General features: G+C 72.4%; 24 protein-coding genes. 10 read left to right on the top strand and 14 right to left on the bottom strand.

The features are described from left to right. The 3 genes from QL987_RS03785 to QL987_RS03775 all read left to right on the top strand — a co-directional run. A partial coding sequence (locus QL987_RS03785; RefSeq protein ID WP_290156335.1) for a YafY family protein occupies positions 1 to 797 on the top strand: 797 nt, incomplete at its 5' end. A gap of 117 nt (positions 798 to 914) precedes the next feature. Continuing rightward, entirely contained in the window at positions 915 to 1,334 is a 420-nt protein-coding gene (locus QL987_RS03780) for a VOC family protein (protein WP_290156334.1), read from the top strand. Positions 1,335 to 1,491: 157 nt separating this feature from the next. Next, the gene (locus QL987_RS03775) at positions 1,492 to 2,820 is read left to right on the top strand and encodes a cation:dicarboxylase symporter family transporter (RefSeq protein ID WP_111075114.1); all 1,329 of its coding nucleotides are present in this window, start codon (positions 1,492 to 1,494) and stop codon (positions 2,818 to 2,820) included. Between the two features lie 120 nt (positions 2,821 to 2,940). On the opposite strand, the gene QL987_RS03770 is transcribed toward QL987_RS03775, so the two are convergent. The 7 genes from QL987_RS03770 to QL987_RS03740 form a co-directional block, all read right to left on the bottom strand. Next, positions 2,941 to 4,056: a Gfo/Idh/MocA family oxidoreductase gene (locus tag QL987_RS03770; RefSeq protein WP_290156332.1), complete on the bottom strand. Its 1,116-nt coding sequence runs from the start codon at positions 4,054 to 4,056 to the stop codon at positions 2,941 to 2,943. Then, positions 4,053 to 4,784, bottom strand: a complete 732-nt coding sequence (locus tag QL987_RS03765) for a ThuA domain-containing protein (protein WP_290156331.1) — start codon at positions 4,782 to 4,784, stop codon at positions 4,053 to 4,055. The genes QL987_RS03770 and QL987_RS03765 overlap by 4 nt, the downstream gene beginning before the upstream one ends. Continuing rightward, positions 4,781 to 5,974: a Gfo/Idh/MocA family oxidoreductase gene (locus QL987_RS03760; RefSeq protein WP_290156330.1), complete on the bottom strand. Its 1,194-nt coding sequence runs from the start codon at positions 5,972 to 5,974 to the stop codon at positions 4,781 to 4,783. The genes QL987_RS03765 and QL987_RS03760 overlap by 4 nt, the downstream gene beginning before the upstream one ends. A 143-nt stretch (positions 5,975 to 6,117) precedes the next feature. Further along, positions 6,118 to 6,966 (bottom strand): class I SAM-dependent methyltransferase, encoded by an 849-nt coding sequence (locus QL987_RS03755; RefSeq protein WP_290156329.1) that lies wholly within the window; start codon positions 6,964 to 6,966, stop codon positions 6,118 to 6,120. A gap of 60 nt (positions 6,967 to 7,026) precedes the next feature. Further along, entirely contained in the window at positions 7,027 to 7,398 is a 372-nt protein-coding gene (locus QL987_RS03750) for a hypothetical protein (RefSeq protein ID WP_290156328.1), read from the bottom strand. Positions 7,399 to 7,406: 8 nt separating this feature from the next. After that, positions 7,407 to 8,006, bottom strand: coding sequence for a hypothetical protein (locus tag QL987_RS03745; RefSeq protein ID WP_290156327.1), 600 nt, complete (start codon positions 8,004 to 8,006; stop codon positions 7,407 to 7,409). Further along, positions 8,003 to 8,560, bottom strand: coding sequence for a sigma-70 family RNA polymerase sigma factor (locus QL987_RS03740; RefSeq protein WP_290156326.1), 558 nt, complete (start codon positions 8,558 to 8,560; stop codon positions 8,003 to 8,005). Before QL987_RS03740 ends, QL987_RS03745 begins: the two co-directional genes overlap by 4 nt. Positions 8,561 to 8,735: 175 nt before the next feature. Between QL987_RS03740 and QL987_RS03735 the strand changes: the two genes are divergently transcribed. The 4 genes from QL987_RS03735 (at position 8,736) to aqpZ (ending at position 10,835) form a co-directional block, all read left to right on the top strand. Beyond that, positions 8,736 to 8,990, top strand: coding sequence for a hypothetical protein (locus QL987_RS03735; RefSeq protein WP_221851088.1), 255 nt, complete (start codon positions 8,736 to 8,738; stop codon positions 8,988 to 8,990). Positions 8,991 to 9,212: 222 nt separating this feature from the next. Further along, complete coding sequence (locus tag QL987_RS03730; RefSeq protein WP_111075122.1) at positions 9,213 to 9,668, top strand: Asp23/Gls24 family envelope stress response protein; 456 nt, start codon at positions 9,213 to 9,215, stop codon at positions 9,666 to 9,668. A gap of 121 nt (positions 9,669 to 9,789) precedes the next feature. Further along, entirely contained in the window at positions 9,790 to 9,990 is a 201-nt protein-coding gene (locus QL987_RS03725; RefSeq protein WP_111075123.1) for a hypothetical protein, read from the top strand. A 53-nt stretch (positions 9,991 to 10,043) separates the two neighbouring features. Beyond that, entirely contained in the window at positions 10,044 to 10,835 is a 792-nt protein-coding gene (gene aqpZ / locus QL987_RS03720; protein WP_290156325.1) for an aquaporin Z, read from the top strand. Between the two features lie 62 nt (positions 10,836 to 10,897). Here the strand turns inward: aqpZ and QL987_RS03715 are convergent, their stop codons facing one another. From QL987_RS03715 to QL987_RS03695, 4 genes are all read right to left on the bottom strand, one after another. Continuing rightward, positions 10,898 to 11,935, bottom strand: coding sequence for a LacI family DNA-binding transcriptional regulator (locus tag QL987_RS03715; RefSeq protein ID WP_290156324.1), 1,038 nt, complete (start codon positions 11,933 to 11,935; stop codon positions 10,898 to 10,900). Between the two features lie 64 nt (positions 11,936 to 11,999). Then, positions 12,000 to 13,250, bottom strand: coding sequence for a Gfo/Idh/MocA family oxidoreductase (locus QL987_RS03710; protein ID WP_290156323.1), 1,251 nt, complete (start codon positions 13,248 to 13,250; stop codon positions 12,000 to 12,002). A gap of 127 nt (positions 13,251 to 13,377) precedes the next feature. Next, the gene (locus QL987_RS03700) at positions 13,378 to 15,093 is read right to left on the bottom strand and encodes a GrpB family protein (protein WP_356839525.1); all 1,716 of its coding nucleotides are present in this window, start codon (positions 15,091 to 15,093) and stop codon (positions 13,378 to 13,380) included. Positions 15,094 to 15,179: 86 nt separating this feature from the next. Continuing rightward, complete coding sequence (locus QL987_RS03695) at positions 15,180 to 17,351, bottom strand: phosphocholine-specific phospholipase C (RefSeq protein WP_290156322.1); 2,172 nt, start codon at positions 17,349 to 17,351, stop codon at positions 15,180 to 15,182. Between the two features lie 252 nt (positions 17,352 to 17,603). Here QL987_RS03695 and xylA point away from each other — a divergent pair, with 252 nt between their 5' ends. Both xylA and xylB read left to right on the top strand, forming a co-directional pair. Further along, complete coding sequence (gene xylA, locus QL987_RS03690; protein WP_290156321.1) at positions 17,604 to 18,797, top strand: xylose isomerase; 1,194 nt, start codon at positions 17,604 to 17,606, stop codon at positions 18,795 to 18,797. Beyond that, entirely contained in the window at positions 18,790 to 20,298 is a 1,509-nt protein-coding gene (xylB, locus tag QL987_RS03685) for a xylulokinase (RefSeq protein WP_290156319.1), read from the top strand. Before xylA ends, xylB begins: the two co-directional genes overlap by 8 nt. An 81-nt stretch (positions 20,299 to 20,379) precedes the next feature. On the opposite strand, the gene QL987_RS03680 is transcribed toward xylB, so the two are convergent. The 3 genes from QL987_RS03680 to QL987_RS03670 are packed head-to-tail and all read right to left on the bottom strand — an operon-like array spanning position 20,380 to position 23,572. Beyond that, positions 20,380 to 20,985, bottom strand: a complete 606-nt coding sequence (locus tag QL987_RS03680; protein ID WP_290156318.1) for an XRE family transcriptional regulator — start codon at positions 20,983 to 20,985, stop codon at positions 20,380 to 20,382. A 42-nt stretch (positions 20,986 to 21,027) separates the two neighbouring features. After that, on the bottom strand, positions 21,028 to 22,878 hold the full coding sequence (locus tag QL987_RS03675) for a HAMP domain-containing sensor histidine kinase (protein WP_290156316.1): 1,851 nt from the start codon (positions 22,876 to 22,878) through the stop codon (positions 21,028 to 21,030). After that, complete coding sequence (locus tag QL987_RS03670) at positions 22,868 to 23,572, bottom strand: response regulator transcription factor (RefSeq protein WP_290156315.1); 705 nt, start codon at positions 23,570 to 23,572, stop codon at positions 22,868 to 22,870. The genes QL987_RS03675 and QL987_RS03670 overlap by 11 nt, the downstream gene beginning before the upstream one ends. A 133-nt stretch (positions 23,573 to 23,705) precedes the next feature. Here QL987_RS03670 and QL987_RS03665 point away from each other — a divergent pair, with 133 nt between their 5' ends. Next, positions 23,706 to 24,374 carry a hypothetical protein gene (locus QL987_RS03665; protein WP_290156314.1) on the top strand — a complete coding sequence of 223 codons (669 nt, stop codon included), beginning with the start codon at positions 23,706 to 23,708 and terminating at the stop codon, positions 24,372 to 24,374. Positions 24,375 to 24,446: the final 72 nt, after the last annotated feature.

The raw sequence follows: 24,446 nt of genomic DNA, 5'->3' as shown, positions 1-24,446 counted from the left end.
GCGCCCAGCGACAGAACGCGCCCCCGCTGGCCCGAGCCGTGTCGCTGAGCGCGAACCACGCCGCGGCCGGCGGCGAGGACGACCTGTCGGATGATGGACCGGTGAACCGGACCGACCGCCTGTACGGCCTCGTCGAGGAGTTGCGTGCGGTCTCGCCGCGTCCGCGGAGCGCTCGACGTCTCGCGGAACGGTTCGAGGTGTCGGTCCGGACCATCGAGCGGGACCTCGCCGCGTTGCAGCACTCGGGCCTGCCGATCTGGGCGGAACCCGGCCGCACCGGCGGGTACGTCATCGACGGGTCGGCGACGCTCGGCCCAGCGGGGTTCACGCTGGACGAGGCGCTCGCGGTGCTGATCGGACTGGGCGGGCTCCAGCACAGCCCGTTCCGGCAGTCGGCCCGCACCGCTGCCCGGAAGGTGCTCGCGGTCATGCCCGACGGCGATGCTGCGCGGGCCAGTGCGCTCGCGTCCCGCGTGCACTTCCTCGAGAGCGACGACGCCGCCGTCGTCCCGACCGCGTTCGCGGCGGCCCTCCGGTCGGACCGGGTCGTGCGGTTGCGGTACCAGGACGCCAGCGGAGCGGAGTCCGTCCGGGACGTCGAGCCGCTGGGGTCCATCGAGAAGGAAGGACAGTGGTACCTGGTCGCCTGGTGTCGGCTGCGTGACGGAGTTCGGGCGTTCCGGGGAGACAGGATGCGCTCCGTCGAGGTCACCGACGAACGGCCCCCGAAGCGCTCCCTCCGCCCAGAGGAGCTCGCGATCCCGTACGGACGGCTCCGGTCCGTCATGGACGACTGATCCGTGATGGACGACTGACCCGTCACCGGGGACGTTCCGGAAAACACCGACAGGACGCTGTCGCGACTCCCCGTGAAGCTGATGCTCCCACTGCACCAGCCCCACCGGAGGAACCACATGTCGTTCGCATCCATCCGCATCGTCACCGACGACCTCGACGGCCTCGTCGCCTTCTACGAGCGGGTCACCGGACAGCAGGCCGAGCGCCCCGCGCCGGTCTTCGCCCAGTTCAGCGGGCCGGGGGCGAACCTCGCCATCGCCAGCACCGCGACCGTCGCGATGCTGGGCGGCGCCCTGGTGCCGGCGACCAACCGATCGGTGTTCATCGAGTTCGAAGTCACCGACGTCGACCGCTACTTCGCCGACCTGCAGCTCGAGAGCCAGGACGTCGTCCTCGAGCCGACCACGATGCCGTGGGGCAACCGCTCCGCACTGGTGCGCGACCCCGACGGCAACGTCGTGAACCTGTTCAGCAGGCCCGCCGCCGATCGGGCCCAGGACGACCGGACGAGCGGGCCGTCCCAGCGCGCTCACTGACCCGGGGCCTCCCGACCGGACCGAGGATCCGTTCAACCGCCGGCTCCGTTCCGTCGTCGGCGCCGTTCCTGACGGCACCGTTCCGTCGCCGGTGCCGTTCCCGGAGTGGGAACACAGACGTAACGCGGGCGAAACGGGCCCACGCTGGGGTGGAGGCATGGACCTCACCACACCGGAACGTGCCCCCGCTCGCTGGTACCGCTCGCTCTTCGTGCAGATCGCGATCGGGGTGGTCCTCGGCGTCGTCGTCGGGGTGACCGTGCCGTCTGCGGCTCCGGTGTTGAACGTCGTCGGTCAGGGTTTCATCCGGCTGATCGAGATGGTGATCGCACCGCTGGTCTTCATCGTCGTGGTCACCGGCATCGTCCACGTCGGTGACCTGCGGTCCGTGGGACGCATCGCGGGCAAGGCGATGACGTACTTCGTCGTCGCCTCGACGTGCGCGCTCGTGTTCGGGCTGCTGGTCGGGAACCTGGTCCGGCCGGGCGCGGGCCTCCGGATCGACCCGTCGTCGTTGGACGCCTCCGCGGTCACGGCGAAGACCGCCGGTGGGGAGATCCCGGACGCCGGCACGTTCATCCTCGACCTCATCCCGTCCAGCGTCGTCAACGCGTTCGCGACGAACGACATCCTGCAGGTGCTCGTCTTCGCGGTGTTCGTCGGCGCCGCGATCGCGGCGATCGGACCCGAGCGGACCCGCCCGTTGGTGCGCGGACTCGACCTGTGCCTCGAGGTCGTCTACCGGATCCTGGGCTGGGTGATGCGGCTGTCCCCGCTGGGCGCCTTCGGTGCGATGGCGTTCGTGGTCGGGCAGTACGGCGTCGCGACGCTCGGCTCGTACGGGCTGCTGATCGCCGCGTGCTATGCCGCTGCGGCGGTGTTCATCGTGCTGCTCCTCGTCGTCGGGCAGCTCCTGTCCGGCGTCCCCGTGTGGCGGTTCGTCTGGCACACGCGTGCCGAGTTCGGGCTCGCGCTCGGGACCGCGTCGACCGAGGCCGTGCTGCCGCGGATGATCACGCGCCTCACCGACGTCGGTGTCTCCCGCAGCGTCGCCGGGCTCGTGGTCCCGACCGGCTACTCGTTCAACCTCGACGGGGCGGCGATCTACCTGTCGATCGCGCTGCTCTTCCTGACCCAGGCGTTCGGGGTGCCGCTCACCCTCGAGCAGCAGGTCGCGGCCCTCGGGGTGCTCCTGCTGACCTCGAAGGGCATGGCGGGCGTGCCGGGGTCGTCCTTCCTGGCCCTGTCGGCCACCGCGACGAGCCTCGGGCTCTTCCCGGTCGCCGGCGTCGCGTTGCTGCTCGGCGCGGACCGGATCATGGACTCGATGCGCGTGAGTGTGAACCTGCTCGGCAACTGCGTCGCCGCACTCGTCGTGGCCCGCTGGCAGGGTGCCCTCGATCGTGAGCAGGTCGACGCCGTGCTCCGCCCGCAGCACGGAGCGCCGGCGAGGACGCTCCTGCCGGAGACGACGTCGCTCTCCTGACCCGCGCGCCGCGGTCGAGCACGAGCGCGACGGATTTCGCGCGCAGCGACAGGACGCGCCCCTGCAGGGCCGAGCCGTGTCGCTGGACGCGAGCCTCGCGGAGCCGCCACCGCGCGCCGACTACCCGAGCGGGACCGCCGCCGGCCGGGAGGCCCGACTCGCCACCTCGACGACGGTTCGCTCCCGCCCCGCGGTCGCGATCGACTCCATGACGTCGAGCACGTGGAACGCCAGCTCGCCCGAGGCCCGGTGCGGCTCCCCCGAGGCGATCGCCCGCGCCATGTCAGCCAGGCCCACCCCGCGCCCGGCGTCGCGGTGACCGGCGAGGACGGGGAGCTCCTGGAAGGTCCGGTCCTCGGCGGTGGCGATGCGGGTCGGGTCCGAGAACCGGTTCGGATCGGCGACCGACAGCGATCCGGCGGTGCCGTGCACCTCGAACAGCGGGGACTCGGTCGCCCAGACCTCGAAGGACAGCGTGACCGTGGAGACGACGCCGTCCTCGTGTTCCAGGACCGCGACGACGTGCGTGTCCACGTCGACCGGCAGGACCTGCCCGGCGTTCGGCCCGGTGGCGACGGTCCGCTGCCGCGTCGACCGGGTCGTGCTGCCGCTGACCCGCACCACGGAGCCGAAGAACGTGACGAGGCTCGTCAGGTAGTACGGGCCCATGTCGAGCAGCGGGCCACCGCCCGGCTGGTAGTAGAAGCCGGGTGCGGGGTGCCAGAGTTCGTGGCCCGGAGCACTCCAGGACACCGCGGCGGCGACCGGGGTGCCGATGCGGCCGGCGTCGATCGCGGCGCGGGCGGTCTGGATGCCGGTGCCGAGCACGGTGTCGGGGGCGCTGCCGACCCGCAGGCCCGCCGCGTGGGCGGCGGCGAGGACCGGCTCGGCCTCGGCGGTGGTCAGGGCCAGCGGCTTCTCGCCGTAGACGTGCTTGCCCGCGGCGAGCGCCCGGGTGGCGACGTCGGCGTGGGCGGCGGGGATCGTCAGGTTGAGGACGACGTCGACGTCCGGGGACGCCAGCAGCTCATCGACGCCGAGCGCCTGGACACCCTGCTCGTCGGCGACGACTGCTGCCCGGGCGGTGTCGAGGTCGGCCACCGCGGTGAGCCGCAGGTCCGGCAGCGACGGGAACTGCTCGAGGTACTGCTTGCTGATGTTGCCGACCCCGACCATCCCGACCCGCAGCGGTGCGGTGGCACGAGGTCCGGCACCACCTTCGCCCCCGGCGCTCATCGGGCTGCCCACAGCAGGCCGCGCTCGATGATGGTGCGGACCGGCTGCGACTCGACGATCTCGATCCGGTGCCCGGGCGCCGAGACGAAGATGCGCCCCTGGCCCCACTGCCGGGTCCAGATCGCGGGCGAGGTCACGGGACGGTTCCACGCGTCCCAGGCACGGGCCTCCTGGGTGGTGGTGGCGAGGACGTCGTCGTACTCGTCGCTGAGCACCCAGTACTGCTCGCTGACCAGGTCGAAGTCGTCGATGCCCTGCATGATCGGGTGCTCGCGGCCGAGGTCGGTGACGTGCACCGTGTAGGGGATGTAGTTGTCCGACTGCTCGCCCACCCGCTCGGAGGGGTGTTTGCCCGCGTGGTGGGCGAACTGGCCGCCGATCATGTGGAGGTAGTCGGCGTTGTCCCGGTACGAGTCCGCGATGCCGCCGTGCCAGCCGGCCATCCCCGTGCCGGCGAGGACGGCGCGCTGCAGGCCGTCGAACTCCTCCTTCGCGATGGTCGACATGGTGTTCACCTGCACGACGAGGTCGATCGTGTCCATCACGGACTGGTCGGCGTAGACGGCGGTGCCCTCCTCGACGCGGACGTCGAACCCGTGCTCGCGGAGGAAGGGGATGAACAGCTCGGTGGTCTCGACGGGCATGTGCCCGTCCCAACCGCCGCGGACGACGAGTGCCTGGCGTTGCACGGGAGGTGCTCCTTGCGGATCGGGGGAAGGGAAGGTCATCGGGTGGGGATCGGGGTCCAGGCGCTGCCGTCGGCCGCGCTCCGCTGCACGGCGTCCAGGACGTCCTGCACGTGCAACCCCACGGCGAAGGACGGCTCGGGCTGTTGCCCGCCGGTGATCGCGGTGACGAAGTCGACGACCTCGTGGACGAAGGTGTGCTCGTAGCCGATCGGGTGTCCGGTCGGCCACCAGTTCGCCATGTACGGGTGCTCCGGTTCGGTGACGAGGACCCGGCGGAACCCCTGCTCCCCCGCCGGCGCGGTCGCGTCGTACACACGGAGTTCGTTCATCGCCTCGAGGTCGAAGGCGATCGCCCCGGTCGACCCGCTGATCTCGATGGTCAGACCGTTCTTCCGCCCGGTCGCGTACCGGGTGGCCTCGAACGTGGCGACGGTCCCGCCCGGCCGAGCCGCGCCTCCCGTCAGTCGACCCGTGAACCAGGCGGCGTCGTCGACGGTGACCTGTCCGCGCTGGTCCGAGGCGGTGCCGGACAGGCCGACACCGTCGGCGAGCAGCGGGCGCTCGTGCACGAACGTCTCGAGCGTGCCGCTGACGGAGGCGAGCGTGGCGCCGGTGATGTGTTCGACCAGGTCCACGGCGTGCGCGCCGATGTCGCCGAGCGAGCCGGACCCGGCGAGCGAGGCGTCCAGCCGCCACGTCATCGGACCGTCGGCGTCGGTGAGCCAGTCCTGCAGGTACAGCGCGCGGGCGTGGCGGACCTCGCCGATCCGGCCGGCCTGCACGAGCTGGCGGGCGAACGCCAGGGCCGGGACACGCCGGTAGCTGAAGCCGACCATCGAGCGGATCCCGCGCGCGGCGGCCGACTCGGCGGCGGTGACCATGGCCTCCGCCTCGGCGACGGTGTTGGCGAGCGGCTTCTCGCAGAGGACGTGCTTGCCGGCCTCCAGGGCCGCGATGGCGACCTCGACGTGCGAGGAGCCGGGCGAGCAGACGTCGACGACGTCGATGTCCGGGTCCTCGACGACGCGGCGCCAGTCGGTCTCGGCACGCTGCCACCCGAAGCGGGCGCGGGCGGCCTCGGTGCGCTCGGGGTCGCGTCCGACGACGACGGTCATCTCGGGTTCGCGGTCGAGCGGGAAGAACCGCGGCGCGACCCGCCAGGCCTGTGAGTGGGCGGCTCCCATGAAGCCGTGGCCCACCATCGCGACCCGCAACCGGTCATCCGTCATCGCATGCTCCCTCGCATCGTGCGTCCGCCGTCGACGCTACGGACGGGCGGGTGGCCGGGACAAGCCGGACGGGAGGATCGGAAAACTTTCGTGGGACGGGTCGCGCCCGCGGGTGGCCTGCTGAGGGCGGTCCTGCCGGCAGCTCAGTCGCGGGTGGCGACGATGGTGAAGGTGGTCGGGATGCGGTCACGGTCCGCGGCGGGCCAGACCCAGTCGCCGTCCGCCGCCTGCTCCATCCGCGGGCTGAACCGCCACGGCAGCGTGCGACCCTCGTCCAGTCGGCGGAGGCGCAGGCCGGCGCCGAGCAGGGCGTTCACGATCTCGGACAGCGGGTGCGGCCACTCGTAGGTCCGGGTCCGCGCGACCGTGCCGTCGCCCGCGTAGGTGCTGCCGTCGTCCCACTGCTGGGCGGTGCCGTCCGGGAAGTACCGGTGCCGGGTGACCAGCTCGTCGGCGTCCTCGTCGAGGGCGAACAGGGCCGGGTGGCCGTCGCGGATGAAGAAGACGCCACCGGGTCGGAGCAGTCCGGCGACCTGCGCAGCCCACCGGTCGAGGTCCGCCAGCCAGCAGATCGTGCCGATGCTCGTGTAGACGACGTCGAAGTCCCCGGCGACCGCGGCCCGGGCGTCGAGCACGTCCGTCTCGACCCAGGTCACGTCGACGCCGGCACGCTCGGCCAGGGCAGCGGCGGACACCAGCGCCGGGTGGGAGAAGTCGACGCCGGTGACGCGGGCGCCCTCCCGGGCGAGCGAGACGGTGTCGGTGCCGATGTGGCACTGCAGGTGGCAGAGGTCGAGTCCGGCGAGCGACCCGCCCGCCAGCCACGGGGTGAGCACGGGGAGGTCCTGGCGGACGACGTCCGAGCGGTGTGCCGGGTCGGCGAAGGCGTCGAGCCCGTAGGCGCCCTCGTGGATCGGCACGCGGTCGTCCCAGTTGTCGCGGTTCGTGTCGCGGGCGTGCTCCCAGTCGACGTCGACGTGGTCGGTGCTCATGCGCCCGACCCTAGCGAGCCGTGCGTCCCGGCCGCGACCGTGCCCTCGGTGGGTCCGACGTCAGACCAGGTCGGCCGCGACGTCGTCCGCCGTGATCCCGACGGTGTCCTCGACGAGCCGGACCACGACCGTGATGGTGTCCGGCCGGGGGCCGGGCTCGGCGTCCACGAGGGAACGGATGCGTTCGCCGACCTCGCGCACGGTCTCCGTCGCCGGGCGGGCGCCGTCGACCGCGACCTCGGCGGTGATCCGCACCGCACCGCCGCCGCGGTGCACGTCCACCATCGTGACCGGGTCGCGGATCTCCAGCTGGGCGGCGACGGCGTCGGCCGCGACCTGCACGAGCGACTGCGCCGGGAACACGTGGCTGACGCCGTCGGTCGCACGGGCGAGGTCGGTCAGGCGGCGGGACAGCTCGCGGTCGTCGGACACGGGTGCTCCTAGGGGACGTAGACGTCGTCGAAGGTGACGTCGATCTGCTCGATGACGAGTTCGGTGTGTCGGGCGAGCACGTCCGCGACCCGTCGGCGGAGCCGCTCGGCCGTCTCGTCGGCGACCTGCCCGTACGCGATCGCCGCGGTCAGGTCGACCGTGATCGGCGAACCCGGGGTCGAGACGTCGCCGGTCAGGGTGCAGCGTCCCATCACGATCCCGCCGGTGGTGTCGCCGGCACGACGGACGAGGTTGCGGACGGCTGCCTCGGTGAGGGTGAGCCGCAGCCGGGGGTCCGGGTGGCTGACGGGGACGTCGCGGCCGGAGGTGATCTCGGCCCGGATGGTGGCGAGCAGGCCGTCGATCCAGCCGTTCTCACGGTCGGGGTCCGGGTCCGTGTCGGCCCGACGCTGCATGGCGCCGATCGACAGCTCGCGGAGGCGCTGCATGTTCGACAGCGCCAGACGGCAGGCGGCCGAGGACTCGATGTCGGGGTCACGCGGGGTCCGGCCGCGGTCCAGGTAGTCGGCGAGCTCGTCGAAGGTGTGGCCGTCGAGGTCGGCGTCGGGCAGGACGTCGGCGGGCAGGGTCTGGTCGTCGTCGCTCATCGCCACGCCTCCATCTCCCGGAGCAGGAACCGCCGCGCCCGAGCGAGGAGCCCTCGGACCGTCGAGACCGGCAGCTCGAGCGCCTCGCTGATCTCCTGGTAGCTGTACCCGGCTGTCTCCCGCAACAGCCAGCAGCGACGCTGGTCGGCAGGGAGCCGGTCCAGCGCAGCCCACATCGCGTCGAGCTGCAGCCGCGCCTCGACGATACGCTCCGGGCTCTGTGCTGGGTCGGCGGACTGCTGCAGGTCGTCGACGTCGTCGTGGTGCCGACGTCGGCGGAGGCGGTCGATGGCCTTGCGGGTGACGATCTGCATCATCCACGGCCGGAAGTGGGCGGGGGTGTCGAGGTCGGACAGCCGACGCCACCCGGTGAGGAACGACTCCTGCACGACGTCGTCGGACTCGACGTTCGACCCGAGCATCTGCTCGGCGTAGACGCGCATCAGCGGCCCGTGTCGGCGGGCGAGGACCGCGAACGCGGGCACGTCGCCGTCGGCGGCACGGACGACGAGCGTCGAGTCGTCGGCGCGGCCGAGCGGGTCGTCGTCGGTCATCCTCACCTTCCGGTCTCCGGGACCATCCGAGGTCCTCAAGGCCGCGTCCGTTGCGGGTCGACGGCCGCATCCGAGCATGCACCGTCATCCCCCGACGCGCCTGCGTGCACCGGGTTCGTGACGGAACGGCCGCTCGACTCGTCCTACTGGAGGACCGCACGACAGGAAGCAGACGATGCACGACCGTTCGACCGCCGATCCCCGGCTCGAGACACCCCGCGACGCGCCCGACGAAGCACCCGACGCCACGCCCCACGAACCACCCCATGGAGGCCCGGCACCGCACGACGACGAGCGCTGCCCGAGCCGATTCGACCGCTGGCACTGCGCGCTGCAGCAGGGGCACGGCGGGCTCCACGTCGCCACGGAGCAGCAAGGGCGGACCACCTGGAACGACGCCCTGGACGGCCACGACCTCAGCGCGCTCTGACCCCACTCGGTCGCGTCGGTCGGCGAAGAGCGGGAGCCGCTTCCCGAAGGTCCGGACGGCTCGATCCGGGCACCGGGGGACAAGGAGCCAGCCGGTTGACGCACTTCCTGGAACGCTGCTGGAAGTCGTGACACGGCCGTGACGATCGTCCTCTCCAGCCCGTCTCATCCGTGAACAGCACCCGCTGGGAACGCCCGGCGGGCCACTCGGAAGGAGACAGCAATGGCCGACACCACGACCACCCCCAACACCCTCGCCACCAGCAAGTCCGGGGCGAACACCGGCAGCCACGCCGCGACGGGCAAGACCGTCATCGACGACACCGTCGTCTCGAAGGTCGCCGGCATCGCCGCCCGCGAGGTCAACGGCGTGCACTCGCTCGGTGGCGGCGCAGCCCGTGCCATCGGCGCGATCCGCGACGCCATCGGCCAGCGCGACCTGGGTCAGGGCGTCAAGGTCGAGGTCGGCGAGAAGCAGGTCGCCGCCGACATCACCATCGTCGCCGAGTACCCGGTCAAGCTGCAGCAGGTCGCCGAGGGTGTCCGCTCGTCGGTCTCCCGTGCACTGGAGCAGATCGTCGGCATGGAGGTCGCCGAGGTCAACGTCACGATCCAGGACGTCCACATCCCGGGTGACGACGACAACGACGACGACAAGAAGGAATCGCGGGTCGAGTAGCCGCGCACGCGGGGCGGCACCACGACGGTGCCGCCCCGACCCCCACCGCGGTCGAGCGACCGGGTGACGCGGGACCGGCCGACCGGCCGTGCTCGGAGCACCACCGACAAGGAGTACCCCCATGCGCAACCGCCTCATCGTCACCGGTGTGATCACCCTCATCGGCTTCTTCCTGGGCTCCCGGTCCAACCGACCGGTCGTCAAGAACGGCGGGTCGTCGAAGCGCGAGACCGCCCGCCGGATCTGGAACGACCCCCGCGCCCGCAAGGGACGCAAGAAGCTCGGCAAGAAGCTCGTCAAGGCCGCCCGCAACCGCCGCTGACCGCCCCCCCAGAAGAACACCACTCCGCACAGAGACCAGCGAGAGGAACACCAGTGGCCCGCGATCGTGAACCCGTCAGCACGTCGACCTCCGAGCAGCGCCGAGAAGACGCTGCCGCCTGGTCCCCCGGTGCCCGGTACCTGGCCGAGTTCTTCGGCACCTTCCTGCTCGTCCTGGGCGGTGTCGGTACGGCGCTGTTCACCGCGGGGTTCCCGAGCACGACGGACAACCAGACCGGTGTCGGCTTCCTCGGTGTCGCGCTGGCGTTCGGCCTCGCCGTGATGGCCGGCATCGCCGCCGTCGGGCACATCTCGGGTGGCCACTTCAACCCCGCGGTGACCCTCGGTCTGCTCGCGGCCGGACGCACCGGCGGCCGCCACGTCCCCGGGTACCTGGTGTCCCAGGTCCTGGGCGGGCTCGCAGCCACGAGCGTCATCGCCGCCGTCCTGTCCGGCAAGCAGGGCGCGTTCAGCGCGGCGGTCGACTCCGGCTTCGCGTCGAACGGCTTCGGCGCCTCGAGCCCCGGCGGTTTCGGGCTCGGGTCCGTGCTGCTCGCCGAGGCCGTGCTCACCGGTGTCTTCGTCGCCGTCATCCTGTCCGTCACGGCGAAGCAGGAGTACCAGGCGCTCGCCCCGATCGGCATCGGGCTGACGCTCACCCTGATCCACCTGGTCAGCATCCCGATCAGCAACACCTCGGTGAACCCGGCACGTTCGATCGCGACCGCGGTCTACGGCGGTGCGGTGCCGCTCGGGCAGCTGTGGGCGTTCATCGTGGCGCCGATCGTCGGCGGCGTCGTCGCGGGCATCGTCGTCCGCCTCGTGCGGCGGCGCGACCGGCACTGACGGCTCGGTCCGCATGCGGATGACGGGAGGCGGTCACCGGTCCGGTGGGCCGCCTCCCGTCGTCAGCGACCTGCGTCGGGACACCCGCACGAGCGTCGGAGGACGAGCTCGCCGGGGAACAGTTCGTGCGCGTGGTCACGGTCGCGCGCCAGCAGCCGCGTGACCGCACTCCGCGCCATCTCGTCGACTGGCTGCCGGAAGGTGGTCAGGCCCGGCCAGGCGTACTCCGCTTCCGAGGAGCCGTCGAAGGACGCGATCGCGATGTCCTCCGGCACCCGGACGCCACGCTCGTGGAAGGCCCGCAGCACACCCACCGCGGTCCGGTCGGACGCGACGAAGAACGCCCGCGGCGCCCGACCCGGGTCCGCTGACCGGTCGTCGACGATCCGGTGCCCGGCGTCCCGACCGCCCGGGCGGGTGACCTCGGCCGCGACGAACGGCCCGGCCGGCACCCCGGCAGCGGCGCAGGCCTGCAGCCACCCGATGTACCGCGGCTCGCTCGGGTCGTCCTGACCGACGAACCCGACGGATCCGTGGCCGTGCTCGAGCAGGTGCGTCGTCGTCGCGACCGCCCCCGCGCGGAGGTCGGTGCCGAGGCTGGCGACCCCGCGTTCCCGGGTGGCGACGTTGAGGGCGATCCACGGCAGGCCGACACGGTCGAGGGCCGTGCTGTCGAGCGGGGTGTCCCCTGCCAGCACGAGCACGCCGTCGATCTGACGCGCGGCGAACTCGCGGAACCGGGCGAGCACCTCGTCGGGGCGGAAGGACGTGGCCGTCGTGTACAGGGCGTACCCGCGGTCGCGAGCAGCAGCCTCCAGGGTGCTGGCGTACTCACCGAAGAACGGGTTGGTGAAGACGGGGTCGCTGCTGCTCGGCACCAGGAAGGCGAGCGTGTCGGCGGAGCCGGAGCGCAGGGCGCGTGCGGCCTGGTTCGGCCGGTAGCCGAGCTGTTCGACGGCGGCCAGGACCCGTTCCGCCGTCGCGGCGGCGACCGGCGCCGTGCCGTTCAGGGTGTAGCTGACGACCGCGTCGCTCACTCCGGCGAGCCGGGCGACGTCCCGTCGGGTCGCCTTCCGTGGCGCCGGCGTCCGGTCGGTCATGCCCTGCTGCTCCGCACGGAGGCCAGCCTAGGGCGGCGCGCACGCGGTCGCGCCGCCCGGCCGGTCACGCTCCGGACGATGCGCTCCGGACCGGCAGCGGCGACCCGACGGGCACCGGGGCGTCCCCGAAGTCGGGGATCGGCAGCCGTGCGCCGTCCTGCAGGGCGGACTGGAACGCGATCAGGCCGGGGAGCGTGTACCGCGCTGCGACCCAGGCGTTGACGGTGGGCAGCGTGCCGCCGGCGACCGCGCGGACGAAGTCGTCGACCAGGAACCGGTGGCTGCCCTCGTGTCCGTCCGGGGCGACGTCGAACTCGGACGGCAGGCGCTCGGCCTCCGCCTGGTGGACCTTCGCGTGCCCGGAGCTGAAGGCTTCGCGCAGGGACGGCGCGATGTCCGCCAGCAGCGGGTCGTCCAGACCGATCGCGGGTTCCGAGGCGAGCAGGTCGGAGACGTCCTGCACGCCGTCCTTGTCCTGCCAGACCGAGGTCTCCGCGAGCTGTTCGAAGCTGCCCTCGGTGCCGAACCAGCGGAAGCGGCTCTCACGGATCGGGGACGGGTAGCCGACGCGGCGGAACTCGTTGATGCGCATGGACCCGCCGCCGTCGAGCTCGAACAGCGCGGTCATGTTCGAGAAGTCGTTGTCGAACATGCTGACCTGCTTCTCGAACACCCCGTCGTCGCGGTCGTCGCGCACACCGATGCAGCTGACGCTCGTCGCGTGACGGGGCATGGCACCCAGGACGCCACCGATCGCGTGCGTCGGGTACCACATCGGCGGGTAGCTGGCGGTGGCCTTCCAGTCGTCGCCACCGCTGTACTTGTACGCGTCGTAGAAGCCGAGGTCCATGTCGTGCAGGTAGTCGCCCTCGGCGTAGAACACCCGGCCGAACGCACCCTGCTCGGCCTTCTGGCGTGCGAAGACCGTCGCCGGGTTGTACTGGCTGGTCTCACCCATCATGTAGGTCAGCCCGGTGGCGGACACCAGGTCGATGACCTCGGCGATCTCCTGCTGCGTCACGGCCATCGGCACCGCGGAGTACACGTGCTTGCCGGCCTGCAGCGCCCGGGCGACGATCGGCCCGTGCGTCCACCGCTGGGTGAAGACGGCGACGGCGTCGATCGCGGGGTCGGCGAGCATCGCGTCCAGGTCGGCGTACGTGCCGGCGAGGCCGAGGTCGTCGACCAGGCGCTGCGCACGCCCCTCGATCACGTCGGTGGCGTAGACCGCCGAGATGCCCGGGTGCAGCTGGAACAGTGCGGCGAAGTGGGACGAGAACTGGCCGGCTCCGACCATGCCGAGGGTGAACGTCATGTGCTGTCCTCCTGTGCGTCGTTGCACACCGCCGGGTCCGACGGAGCGTGCAGCCAGTGTGACGGCGTGGGTTTACTCGTGTCAACCCGTAGCACGCTCGCGCTGCGGCATCGGCGGGAACCTGGCGTTACCCGGGTAACGCAGCCGCTGCCCGCGCACGACCCATCACGGCGCGGATCACGTCGGTCTTCGCGTCCGCGTAGTCGTTCATGTCGTCCCACGTCCCGCTGAGCAGCTGCCGCTTCGTCTGCTCGTACAGCGCCCGGTCGTCCGGGTCGCTCCGCAACCGGTCGCGCAGCAGCAGGTAGTCGGTCACCGCTGTGGCGCCACGTTCGTAGACGTGCACGTGGACGTCCCTCGCCGGCGTCCGCACCAGCCGGTGGCCGGGCTCCCGGACCCGCAGCTCGTACCCGGCGCCCAGCAGCGGCTCGAGGTACGCGGACTCGTCGGTGACGTCCGGCACGACGACGACCAGGTCGACGATCGGCTTGGCGGCGAGCCCCGGCACCGATGTCGACCCGATGTGCTCGACCCGCACGTCGAGCGGGCCGACCGCGCGGAGGATCCGCTCCCGGTGCGCCGCGAACGTCACCGCCCAGGCCGGGTCGTACTCGTGCAGGCCGACGCGCAGCGCCTCGGGTCCGCCGATGATCTCGACGGTGGTCACGTCAGGGCGCTCGTCGGCCAGCACGTGGTCACGGACGGGAGGCTCGTCCCCCGTCCCGACAGCGGGTGCGGCCGTCGAGTCGCGGACCACGAGCGTCGTGGCGAGCTCGACCCGGACCGGCTCGCCCGGCGCACCACCCGCGTGCTCGTCGGCAGCCGCACCCGAACCCGCGCCGGCGTGCTGGCGCAGCGCCATCCGGGTCGCCCGCTCCGCCATCTCCTGCAGGGGCTGCCGGATCGTCGTCAGCGCGGGCCGTGCCCACCGTGCCGGAGCGACGTCGTCGAACCCGACGACGGACAGGTCCTCCGGCACCCGCAGCCCGAGGGACCGCGCGGCGTCGAGCACGCCGAGGGCCTGCAGGTCGTTGCCGGTGACGACCGCCGTCGGTCGGGGGTCGGCAGCCAGCAGTTCGCGGGCCGCGCGTTCGCCGTCCTCCCGGCTGAACCGCGCGACGACGACGGATGGATCGAGCAAACCGGACGGGACGGGCGCATCGGAGGGGACGGGCGTGGTGGCGGCGTGGCGGGCCTCCAGTCCGGCCGCGGCGAGCGCCGCACGGTGCCCGGCCAGCCGGTCGACCGCGCAGGCCATGTCGAGCGGCCCGGCGATCGCCGCGATGCGGGTGTGGCCGAGGTCCAGCAGGTGCTCGGTCGCGGCCGCTCCCCCGGCGGTGTTCGTCGCGCCCACGACGGGGACGTCGGCGGGCGGGTCGCCGACCGGGTCGACGACCGTGAACGGGATGCCGCGGGCACGGAGCTGGTCGCGACGGCCCGCGGTGAGCGCGGAGAACTGCAGCACGATCGCCGCGGGTCGGCGGTGCAGGACGCCGGTGATCCAGTCCTCGCCGACGGCGTGGTCCGGGCCGAGGGCGGAGAGCGACAGGGCGTACCCGCTCTCGCGGGCGACGGACTCGACCCCGCGGACGATCTCGATCGACCATTCGCTGGACAGGTCCTCGACGACGAGTTCGACGAGCGAGCCGGGGCCGGGCGGGGTGTCGCGCTGGGCGTAACCGGAGGCGGCGAGCAGGTGTTCGACGCGCTCCCGGGTGGGTCCGGAGACGCCGGGGCGGCCGTTCAGGACCTTCGACACGGTGGCCGGGGACACCGACGCACGGCGCGCGATGGCCTCGAGCGTGGGGCGCGAGCCGGACCGTTCCGCGGGGTCGATGGACATGTGCCGAGTATCCCAGGGCGGGTCGGGGTGCCGGCGGCTGCGCAGCGGATCTGTGGATGAGTGCCGGTGCCGCCGACCGGCCGGTCTCACTCCACCCGCCCCGCGAACCGGTACCGGAACCCGGTGCCGTCGTCGGCCGTCACCACGACGTCGTAGTAGCCCCACGCGTCGAGGGGCCACCGCACCGCGTCCGAGTGCCGTCCAGCGAGCACGACGGTCTCGTGGTGCTCGACGAAGTCGTTCGAGGCGAGCGTGAACCGCACCGGCTTCCGCCCGCCGTTGCCGAGTCGCAGGAGCAGTCCGGCGTCGCGACCGGTGCGTGGCGTCGCCGTGACCTCCGGCAGTGCCAGGTCCCGGTCGGAGCCGGCGACGACCTTCCCGGCGAACCGGCGGAGGAAGCGGTCCGGGCCGTAGACGCTGAAGTCGTAGGCGCCGTCGTGCGCTGCGGTGTCCCACTCGTAGGCAGCGGTCGACCGGGCGGCGACGGTGTGCGGACTGGACACGAACGGCAGCCCCGTGTTCGGGAACACCTGGTGCGAAATACCCTGCCGTCCGTCGTTCCGCATCGTCATGGTCACCACGCCACGGGTCCGGTCGACGGAGACGTCCGCGGACTGCCGGTAGGGCAGGGAACGGTGCCGCGTCGCGGCGCCGGGCTCCTGCGTCGGCCGACGCTGTGCGCCGACGGCGGGCTCGGTGACCTTCGGCTTGCCACGGTCGGCGTCGGCCGCGGCGACGAGCTTCTGCGTCTCGCTGAGCGGCGGGACCTCGGCCGGGGTGGGGATCGAGAAGTCCGGGTTCGCGAAGTCGAAGCACGAGGTCAGGTCGCCGGAGATGGTCCGGCGCCAGGCGGAGATGTTCGGCTCGTGGACGCCGGTCCAGGTCTCGAGGAAGCGGATGACCGAGGTGTGGTCGAACACCTGCGAGTCGACCCATCCGCCGCGGGACCACGGCGAGACGACGGTCAGCGGGACGCGGGTGCCGTAGCCGACCGGCAGCCCCGCGACGTACTCGTCGGGGGTCCCGGGTTCGGCGAGCGGCGGCAGCACGTGGTCGAAGTAGCCGTCGTTCTCGTCGTAGTTGATGAGCAGGACGGTGCTGGCCCAGGTGTCCGGGTTGCTCATCAGCGCCTGGATCACCGCGTTCGTGTAGTGGGCGCCGTAGTCCGGGCTCGCGGCGGGGTGTTCGCTCCAGCCGTAGGGCGCGACGACGAACGAGACGGCGGGCAGCGTGTTCGCGGCGGCGTCCCGACCGAAGTCGCTGAGCAGGTGCTGCACGTCCAGGCCCTTGCCGGAGTCCGGCAGCCACCCGTCGTGCAGCCCGCCGCGGTCGGCCAGGTCGTGCACCGCGGGGTCCTTCGAGGCCAGGGCGTCGTGGTACTGCTGGAACAGCCAGAGCGGGTTGTCGCCGTAGTCGCCGACGTAGGGGTGGGTGCCGTCGTCGCCGACCTCGGCGTTCGCGTAGGTCTTCCACGTCACGCCGGCCTGCTGCAGCCGCTCCGGGTAGGTCGTCCAGTGGTAGACGGGCAGGTAGTCGTCGGGGTTGTCGGTCGCCGGGCCGCCGAGTCCGCCCTGCGGGTTGATCGTGCCGGACCACTGGAACAGCCGGTTCGGGGTCGTCGGTCCGATGAGCGACGCGTGGTAGTGGTCGGCGACGGTGAACGCCGAGGCCAGCGCGTGGTGGAACGGCAGGTCCTCGCCGGTGAAGTAGCCCATCGTCTGCCCGCTCTTCGCGGTGACCCAGCGGTTCCACGCGCCGCCGTTCCACGCGGTGTGCCCGCCGCCCCACGAGTGGTCGAGGCCCCCGGCGTTCTGCGCGTCGTGGTTCGCGGAGTCGAGCGGGAACGGCAGCAGGACGCCGCCGTCGGTGCGGGTGGGGTCGGGCTGGGCGAAGACGTCGGTGCCGCCGGGCAGTTCGACGGCCTGCTTGTCGCCGAAGCCACGGACGCCGGGGAAGGTGCCGTAGTAGTGGTCGAACGAGCGGTTCTCCTGCATGAGCACGACGACGTGCTGGACGTCCTTGATCGACCGGTGCCGACCGTGTCGCGGAGCCGCAGCCTGCGCGGTGGCGGAGGACGGGCCTCCCGTCAGTGAGCCGGCGGCGACGCCCGCGGCGATGGCGGCCGCACCGCCGAGCAGCACCGTGCGGCGGCTGACGCCGTGTCGGACGGCGGCGGGGTGCGTGGCGCCGGGAGCGAGCGGCGGTGCCGCGCCCAGGGTGACGTCGGGTGCGTGCTGCTCGGGCTTCGGCCGGCTCATCGGGGCTCCTTCGTCGTGGTCGATGCGGTTCCGGCGTCGTGGCGGACGCGGTACCGGCAGGAGCCTCCGCGCGCGGGGTGAACGGACCGCCCCGCGTGCTCGTCCGGTTCGCGGCGTCGGGTCGAACAGCGGGTGGCCATCCGATGACCGTCCTCACAGCGTCGGGGGCGCGAACGGGGGTTGCGGACGCCGGATGGACGGGATATGTTCTCGCTGACAACAAATCCGCTCGACGACGATCGGCAGACCCCCATGGCAGTGCAGCCCACCCGCGACGACAAGTTCTCCTTCGGTCTCTGGACCATCGGTTACAACGGCTCGGACCCCTTCGGCGGCCCGACGCGCCCCCAGCTCGACGTGGTCGAGGCGGTCGAGAAGCTCGACGAGCTCGGCGCCTACGGCCTCACCTTCCACGACGACGACCTGTTCGCGTTCGGCTCGACCGACGCCGAGCGTCAGACCCAGATCGACCGCCTCAAGGGCGCGCTCGAGTCGACCGGCGTCGTCGTCCCGATGGTGACCACGAACCTCTTCTCCGCCCCGGTCTTCAAGGACGGCGGCTTCACCTCGAACGACCGCGAGGTCCGCCGTTTCGCCCTCCGCAAGGTGCTCCGCAACGTCGACCTCGCCGCCGAGCTCGGCGCCGAGACCTTCGTCATGTGGGGTGGCCGTGAAGGCGCCGAGTACGACGCCGCCAAGGACGTCCAGGCAGCCCTCGAGCGCTACCGCGAGGCCGTGAACCTGCTCGCCCAGTACGTCACCGACAAGGGCTACGGCATCAAGTTCGCCATCGAGCCGAAGCCGAACGAGCCCCGCGGCGACATCCTTCTGCCGACGCTCGGCCACGCGATCGCGTTCATCGACACCCTCGAGCGCCCCGAGCTGTTCGGTGTGAACCCCGAGGTCGGCCACGAGCAGATGGCGGGCCTGAACTTCACCGCCGGCATCGCCCAGGCGCTGTACTCGGGCAAGCTCTTCCACATCGACCTCAACGGTCAGCGCGGCATCAAGTACGACCAGGACCTCGTCTTCGGTCACGGCGACCTGCAGAACGCGTTCTCGCTCGTCGACCTGCTCGAGCACGGCGCCCCGCAGGGTGGCCGCGCCTACGACGGCCCCCGCCACTTCGACTACAAGCCGTCCCGCACCGAGGACATCACGGGCGTCTGGGACTCGGCCGCCGCGAACATGCGCATGTACCTGCTCCTCAAGGAGCGCGCGCAGGCCTTCCGCGCCGACCCCGAGGTCCAGGCAGCGCTGGAAGCCGCCAAGGTCTCCGAGCTCGCCAAGCCGACGCTGAACCCGGGCGAGAGCTACGACGCCTTCCTCGCCGACACCTCGGCGTACGAGGACTTCGACACCGACGCCTACTTCGGCGGCAAGGGCTTCGGCTTCGTCAAGCTGCAGCAGCTCGCCGTCGAGCACCTCATGGGCGCTCGTGGCTGATCTCGCCTCCAGCGCGACCGACCCCGGTGACGAGGACCTCCTCGTCGCCGGGGTCGACTCGTCCACGCAGTCCTGCAAGGTCGTCGTCCGCCGCGCCTCGACCGGCGAGGTCGTCCGCTCCGGCCGCGCCACGCACCCCGACGGCACCGAGGTCGACCCCGCCGCCTGGTGGGACGCCCTCGGCACCGCGGTCGCCGACGCCGGCGGCCTGGACGACGTCGCCGCGATCGGCATCGGCGGGCAGCAGCACGGCATGGTCGTGCTCGACGCCGACGGTCGCGTGATCCGCCCGGCACTGCTCTGGAACGACGTCCGCAGTGCGGCCGCCGCTGCCGAGATGGTCGAGGAACTCGGCCGGGAGGCATGGGTCGCCCGCACGGGTCTGGTCCCGGTGGCCTCGTTCACCGCCACGAAGCTGCGCTGGCTCCGCGACGCCGAGCCCTCGCACGCGGCCCGCGCGGCCGCCGTCGCACTGCCGCACGACTGGCTGTCCTGGCGCCTCCGCGGCTACGGCCCGGCGGACGAGAGCCCGCTCGGCCCGGACCTGGACGCGCTCGCGACCGACGGTTCCGACGCCAGCGGCACCGCCTACTGGGACCCGGCCCGCCGCGAGTACGACGCGGAGCTGTTCGAGCTCGCGCTCGGCCGCCCGCTCCGGGTCGCCGAGACCGGCGACGACGGGGACGCGGTCGTCGTGCCCCGCGTGGTGGAGCCGGCCGAGGCGATGGGGACCCTCGAGCAGGACGTCGACCTGCCGGGCGGGGCACGGGCCTCCCGTGGGCTCGTCGTCACGGCGGGCGCCGGGGACAACGCCGGCGCCGCGCTCGGACTCGGCCTGGCCGCCGGCGACGTCGCGGTGTCCCTCGGCACGAGCGGCACCGTGTTCGGCGTCACCGACACCGCGATCGCGGACCCGTCCGGCACCGTCGCCGGGTTCGCCGACGCCACGGGCTCCCGCCTGCCGATCGTCACCACGCTGAACGCGGCGCGGGTGCTCGAGGTGATCGGCGGCCTGCTCGGCGTCGACCACGCCGAACTCGGTCGACTGGCGCTGCAGGCCCCGGCCGGCGCCGACGGGCTCGTCCTGGTGCCGTACTTCGTCGGTGAGCGCACCCCGAACCGGCCGGACGCCACCGCCTCGCTGCTCGGCATGACGCCCGGCACGACGGACCGGGCACACCTGGCCCGTGCCGCGGTGGAGGGCATGCTCTGCGCCCTCGCCGACGGACTGGCCGCGGTGGAGCGCACCGGCGTCACCGTGGAGCGGCTGCTGCTCATCGGCGGGGCCGCGCAGAACGAGGCGGTCCGCGTCGTCGCGGCGCAGGTCTTCGGCCGCGAGGTCCTGGTGCCCGAACCCGGCGAGTACGTCGCCGCGGGTGCTGCACGACAGGCGGCGTGGGTCGTCACCGGGGAGCTCCCCGGCTGGTCGATCCCCACGACGTCGATCCCGGCGGACCCGCACCCCGAGGTGCTCGAGCGGTACCGCGCCGCCGTCGCCTGACCGCAACACGCAACGTCGGCGGCGAGACGCAACGCGATCGCGTTGTGGTTCGTCGCCGATGTTGCGTTCTGCGGGCGCCGTTCAGGCTGGCTTCGACCGCACGTGCGCCCGCTCCCCCTGCGGCCCGTACAGGCAGAGCACCTCGGTCACCTGGTCCGAGACGTTGCCGACCCAGTGCGGGGTGTGGGTGTCGAACTCGGCGACCTCACCCGGGCCGAGGTCGAACACCTCGTCGCCGAGCGCCAGTCGGAGCCGACCCGAGAGCACGTAGAGCCACTCGTAGCCCTCGTGCGTCTTCAGCGTCGTGTCCGAGCCGTGGTCGTTCGGTTCGATGAGCTGCTTGAACGACCGCACTCCCCCGGTCCGCTTCGTCAGCGGGATCACCACGCGGCGGCCGTGTCGCTCCGGCTTGAGGTGCACCCGCGGGTCCCCGGTCGCCGGTGCCCCGACCAGGTCGTCGAGCGGCACCTGGTACGCGCGTGCCAGCGGCAGCAGCAGTTCCAGGGTGGGCTTCCGCTGCCCGGACTCCAGCCGCGACAGGGTGCTGACCGAGATGCCGGTCCGCTCCGCGAGTGTCGCGAGGGTGACGTCGTGTCGGGTGCGGAGCGCCCGCAGGCGCGGGCCGACCGCGTCGACGACGTCGGCCGTCGTCGGTTCGGTGGGGCGTGCCTCCCGGCCGGATCTCATGCGGCCGATCTTGCCACACCGGCAACAGCACTTGCCGCGACGCTAGCTGCCTGGGGAGGGAGACGACGGCGGGGCGTGCCTTCCCGTGCAATCGGGTGCCAGGGATGCTGACCGTGCCGACGGAGCCTGCGACCAGGTGGACAGGTCCGGCGGCGTCACCGGGATGCGGAACGTGAAGCGTGCACCATGCGGCCGGACGTTCGCGACGTCGATGGTGCCGCCGTGCAGCTCGACGATCCGACGCGCGATGGTCAGGCCGAGGCCGTGCCCGGGCCCGTCGCGCTTTCGTGAGCGATCCGCTCGCCAGAGGCGATCGAACACCGAGCGGAGGTCGTCCTCGAGGATGCCGGCGCCGTCATCCTGCACGTCGACCTGGACCGAGCCGTCTCCGAGGGTGAGCGAGACGGTCACCGTGCTCGGACGGGCGTGCGCGAGGGCGTTGTCGATCAGGTTTCCCACGACCTGTCGCATCAGAACGGGATCGGCGATGACGACCGAGCGGATGGGCCCTCGGTACTCGACGACCGGCACCTGCCGCCACTGTGCGTTGACGGTGTCTCGCAGCAGCGCAGCGAGGTCGACCTCTTCGGGCTGCAGCTTCAGCTCCCCCGCGTCGGACGATGCGACCGTTCGTAGGTCGTCGATGAGACGCTCGAGGTGCTGAGTCTCACGACTGATCACACGGACGACCTCGTCCTTGTCGGAGACCACCCCGTCGTCCCAGGCCTCCGCCCAGCCACGGATGTTGGTCAAGGGGGTCCTGAGGTCGTGCGCGATGTCAGCCGTCAGCTGGTCGCGCTGTCGGCGCGCCTGCTCGAGTCCGTCTGCAAGTTGGTTGACCGCGCTCCCCAGTCGTGAGATCTCGTCCTGCCCTGACTCCGGTGCGCGAGCGGCGTGCTGCCCTGCCGTGAGCCGTTCAGTGACCAGCTGCAGGCGACGGACGCGACTGACCGCCTGGCCGCTCGCGACGAGCACCAGGGCCCCGCTGAGCGCCACGAGGCCGATGACGACGGCCGCTATCCGGGCGAGGGAATCGGTGGTGAGCGAGTCCAGGGATGGTCGGGTGCCGTCGACCGGCGAGGTGACCAGGTAGGCGCGGGGCGGGACGAGGTCCTCGTTGATCGTCGTCCAGGCCCTCGTGACGCAGCTCCTCGTCCGCTGCAGCGTCTCCAGGGGGACGGCTTCGTCGCCTCCGACGACGCGGAGCGAGATGCCCTCCGCGGCACCCGGCGACACCAGATCGAGCTCGACGGCGCTGACAGGGGTGATCGACTGGACCGCCAGGCACTCGTTGGTCCGCGCGGTGAGCAGGTCGAGGGCCGCCTGCTCCGGGCCGAGCGGCGTCGTGTAGGACGCGGTCTCGCAGCTGGGCGGGACGGAGCCCACGACGACCGCACGGCCGTTCGGCCAGAGCGTGACCGACGACGGCGCTCGGCCCGCGCAGGCGGCCACCGCATTCGCCGCGGCACGGGACGACCGTGCCTGCGACTCATCGAGAACCATCGCGCCCGCGACCGTCGTGCTGATCGGGCTCAGCGTGTCCGCGAAGGTCTCGGAGAGCGGGTCGACCGGCGTGCCGGGCAGCTGGGGCACAGGCCGCGACGCGTCGGTGTCGCCGATGGTCTGCCCGTCGACACCGAGGAGGACGAGGCGCCGATGGAACCGGTCGCCGAGCCGGTCGAGCTCGGTCGCGACCGTGGCCCAGCTCTGCTCCCGGCCCGCCCAGCTCCGCACCGCTGCCACGATGTCCTGGTCGGTGCGGGCGTCCCGATCGATCTGGACGGCGTCCCGGCGGGTGACGGCCGTCGAGACGATCCACGTCGTGCCCGCGATCGATAGGGTCACGATGACGATGCCGATCGCGAGGAAGCGGACGAGCAGACTACGACGCACGGGGGCCCGTCTCCCCGGTCGAGGAGAAGCGGTACCCGACGCCGTAGACGGTCTCGATGCCGCCGGGTGCCTCCGGGTCGAGCTCGAGCTTCGCCCTGAGGTTCTTCACGTGGGCGTCGATGGTCCGCTCCGTGATGAAGCGGCCGTCACCGTGCAGGGCGACCAGCAGTTGCCCTCGGCTGAGCACGCTCCCCGCTGCCGACATCAGCGCCCGCAGTAGGTCGAACTCGGCACGCGTGAGGTCGACGAGCCGACCGGAGCTCCGTGTCTCGCGCCGCGCCGGATCGAGGGCGATCGCTCCGGCGCGGAGCACGCCGTCCACGCGCCGGGGCGCGCTCCGCCGCAGCAGCGCCCGGACCCGGGCGAGGAGCTCGCGCGGGCTGTACGGCTTCGTCAGGTAGTCGTCCGCGCCGTGGTCGAGGCCGAGCAGCAGGTCGTTCTCCGCCACGCGGGCGGTGACCATCAGGATCGGCAGCTCCGACCCCTCCTCACGGAGGCGGGTGCTGACCTGCAGGCCGTCGAGGCCCGGCAGCATCACGTCGAGCACCAACAAGGAGGCGCGGCCGTCCTTCACGCTCTCGAGCGCGCGGACGCCGTCGGCGACCACCTCGACCTCGTGCCCCTCGCGTTCGAGGTAGCGCCGGAGCAGCTCCCCCTGCAGTTCGTCGTCCTCCGCCACCACTATCCGCGCCACGTGAGCCACGCTACGGGGCCGTGAGCCCGGTGATCTCCCTGCGACGGCTCTTCTCACCGAATGGGCACGGCGAGCGCACAGGTCCTTCACACTCCTGCCCGACGCTGGGATCTCCCCAACCGAAAGGACCGACATGTCCCTCACCAAGATCAGCGCCGTCGTCGGCGGCGCACTCGTCCTCGGAGGTGCCGCGGTCGCGGGTCTCTCGCTGTCCGCCCAGGCTGCCGAGGCTCCTGCTGCGGACGCGACCCGCGCCTCCGCGGAGGTCTCGTCGACGACGACCCACGCAGCTGCGAACGAGGTCGCGAAAGCCGTCGACGCGTCGACGCCGTCGGCGATCCAGGAGTACGGCACCCCCGGGCGAGAGTCGCTCGCCTACGTGGCTGCGGCGGACCCGGCGAACGACCTGTACCTGACGTGCATCGCCGACCGCACGGAGTCGGCGGCCAGCGCCGCGACCACGACCGGCACCACGACCACGGAGACCGCCGGATCGTCGTCGCTGACGCGGCCCGCGACGGCGGCCGAGACCGCGGTCGGCGAGCAGGCCGAGGCATTCTGCGCACCGCTCGAGCCGGCACCGCCGTGGGAGCTCGACCGGAGCAACCCCGAGGCGCCGGCGTTCGCCGCCGAGGTCGTGAAGCGCCTGAAGGCGGCCGGGGTCACCGAGGTGGCCGTCGCGCCGGACGACGGCGGCGACCGCGTGGCCATCGAGTTCGGCGGCGTGCAGAACGACGCCTCCTCGATCTCGAAGGGCATGGAGCTCCTGCCCTCGGTCGCGCTCGAGGTCGCCCGGGGCTGACCCGCTGACAAGTAGGGCCGTCGCCGTCGCCGGCACCGGCACCGGCGGCGGCGGCGCTGCGGCGCTGCGGCG

Source organism: Curtobacterium sp. APC 4022, from assembly GCF_030407555.1.
Classification (GTDB): domain Bacteria; phylum Actinomycetota; class Actinomycetes; order Actinomycetales; family Microbacteriaceae; genus Curtobacterium.
Note: the sequence above shows the minus strand (reverse complement) of the source record. Positions and strands in the feature narration are given on the sequence as shown.

Coding starts and splice junctions, on each gene's coding strand:
- QL987_RS03715 (WP_290156324.1), bottom strand. CDS start 11,935: ATGACCGACCGGACGCCGGCGCCACGGAAGGCGACCCGACGGGACGTC.
- QL987_RS03745 (WP_290156327.1), bottom strand. CDS start 8,006: ATGAGCGACGACGACCAGACCCTGCCCGCCGACGTCCTGCCCGACGCC.
- xylA (WP_290156321.1), top strand. CDS start 17,604: ATGGCAGTGCAGCCCACCCGCGACGACAAGTTCTCCTTCGGTCTCTGG.
- QL987_RS03740 (WP_290156326.1), bottom strand. CDS start 8,560: ATGACCGACGACGACCCGCTCGGCCGCGCCGACGACTCGACGCTCGTC.
- QL987_RS03710 (WP_290156323.1), bottom strand. CDS start 13,250: ATGACGTTCACCCTCGGCATGGTCGGAGCCGGCCAGTTCTCGTCCCAC.
- QL987_RS03760 (WP_290156330.1), bottom strand. CDS start 5,974: ATGACGGATGACCGGTTGCGGGTCGCGATGGTGGGCCACGGCTTCATG.
- QL987_RS03780 (WP_290156334.1), top strand. CDS start 915: ATGTCGTTCGCATCCATCCGCATCGTCACCGACGACCTCGACGGCCTC.
- QL987_RS03680 (WP_290156318.1), bottom strand. CDS start 20,985: ATGAGATCCGGCCGGGAGGCACGCCCCACCGAACCGACGACGGCCGAC.
- QL987_RS03765 (WP_290156331.1), bottom strand. CDS start 4,784: ATGACCTTCCCTTCCCCCGATCCGCAAGGAGCACCTCCCGTGCAACGC.
- QL987_RS03700 (WP_356839525.1), bottom strand. CDS start 15,093: ATGTCCATCGACCCCGCGGAACGGTCCGGCTCGCGCCCCACGCTCGAG.
- QL987_RS03775 (WP_111075114.1), top strand. CDS start 1,492: ATGGACCTCACCACACCGGAACGTGCCCCCGCTCGCTGGTACCGCTCG.
- QL987_RS03665 (WP_290156314.1), top strand. CDS start 23,706: ATGTCCCTCACCAAGATCAGCGCCGTCGTCGGCGGCGCACTCGTCCTC.
- QL987_RS03755 (WP_290156329.1), bottom strand. CDS start 6,966: ATGAGCACCGACCACGTCGACGTCGACTGGGAGCACGCCCGCGACACG.
- QL987_RS03730 (WP_111075122.1), top strand. CDS start 9,213: ATGGCCGACACCACGACCACCCCCAACACCCTCGCCACCAGCAAGTCC.
- QL987_RS03725 (WP_111075123.1), top strand. CDS start 9,790: ATGCGCAACCGCCTCATCGTCACCGGTGTGATCACCCTCATCGGCTTC.
- QL987_RS03770 (WP_290156332.1), bottom strand. CDS start 4,056: ATGAGCGCCGGGGGCGAAGGTGGTGCCGGACCTCGTGCCACCGCACCG.
- QL987_RS03735 (WP_221851088.1), top strand. CDS start 8,736: ATGCACGACCGTTCGACCGCCGATCCCCGGCTCGAGACACCCCGCGAC.
- QL987_RS03695 (WP_290156322.1), bottom strand. CDS start 17,351: ATGAGCCGGCCGAAGCCCGAGCAGCACGCACCCGACGTCACCCTGGGC.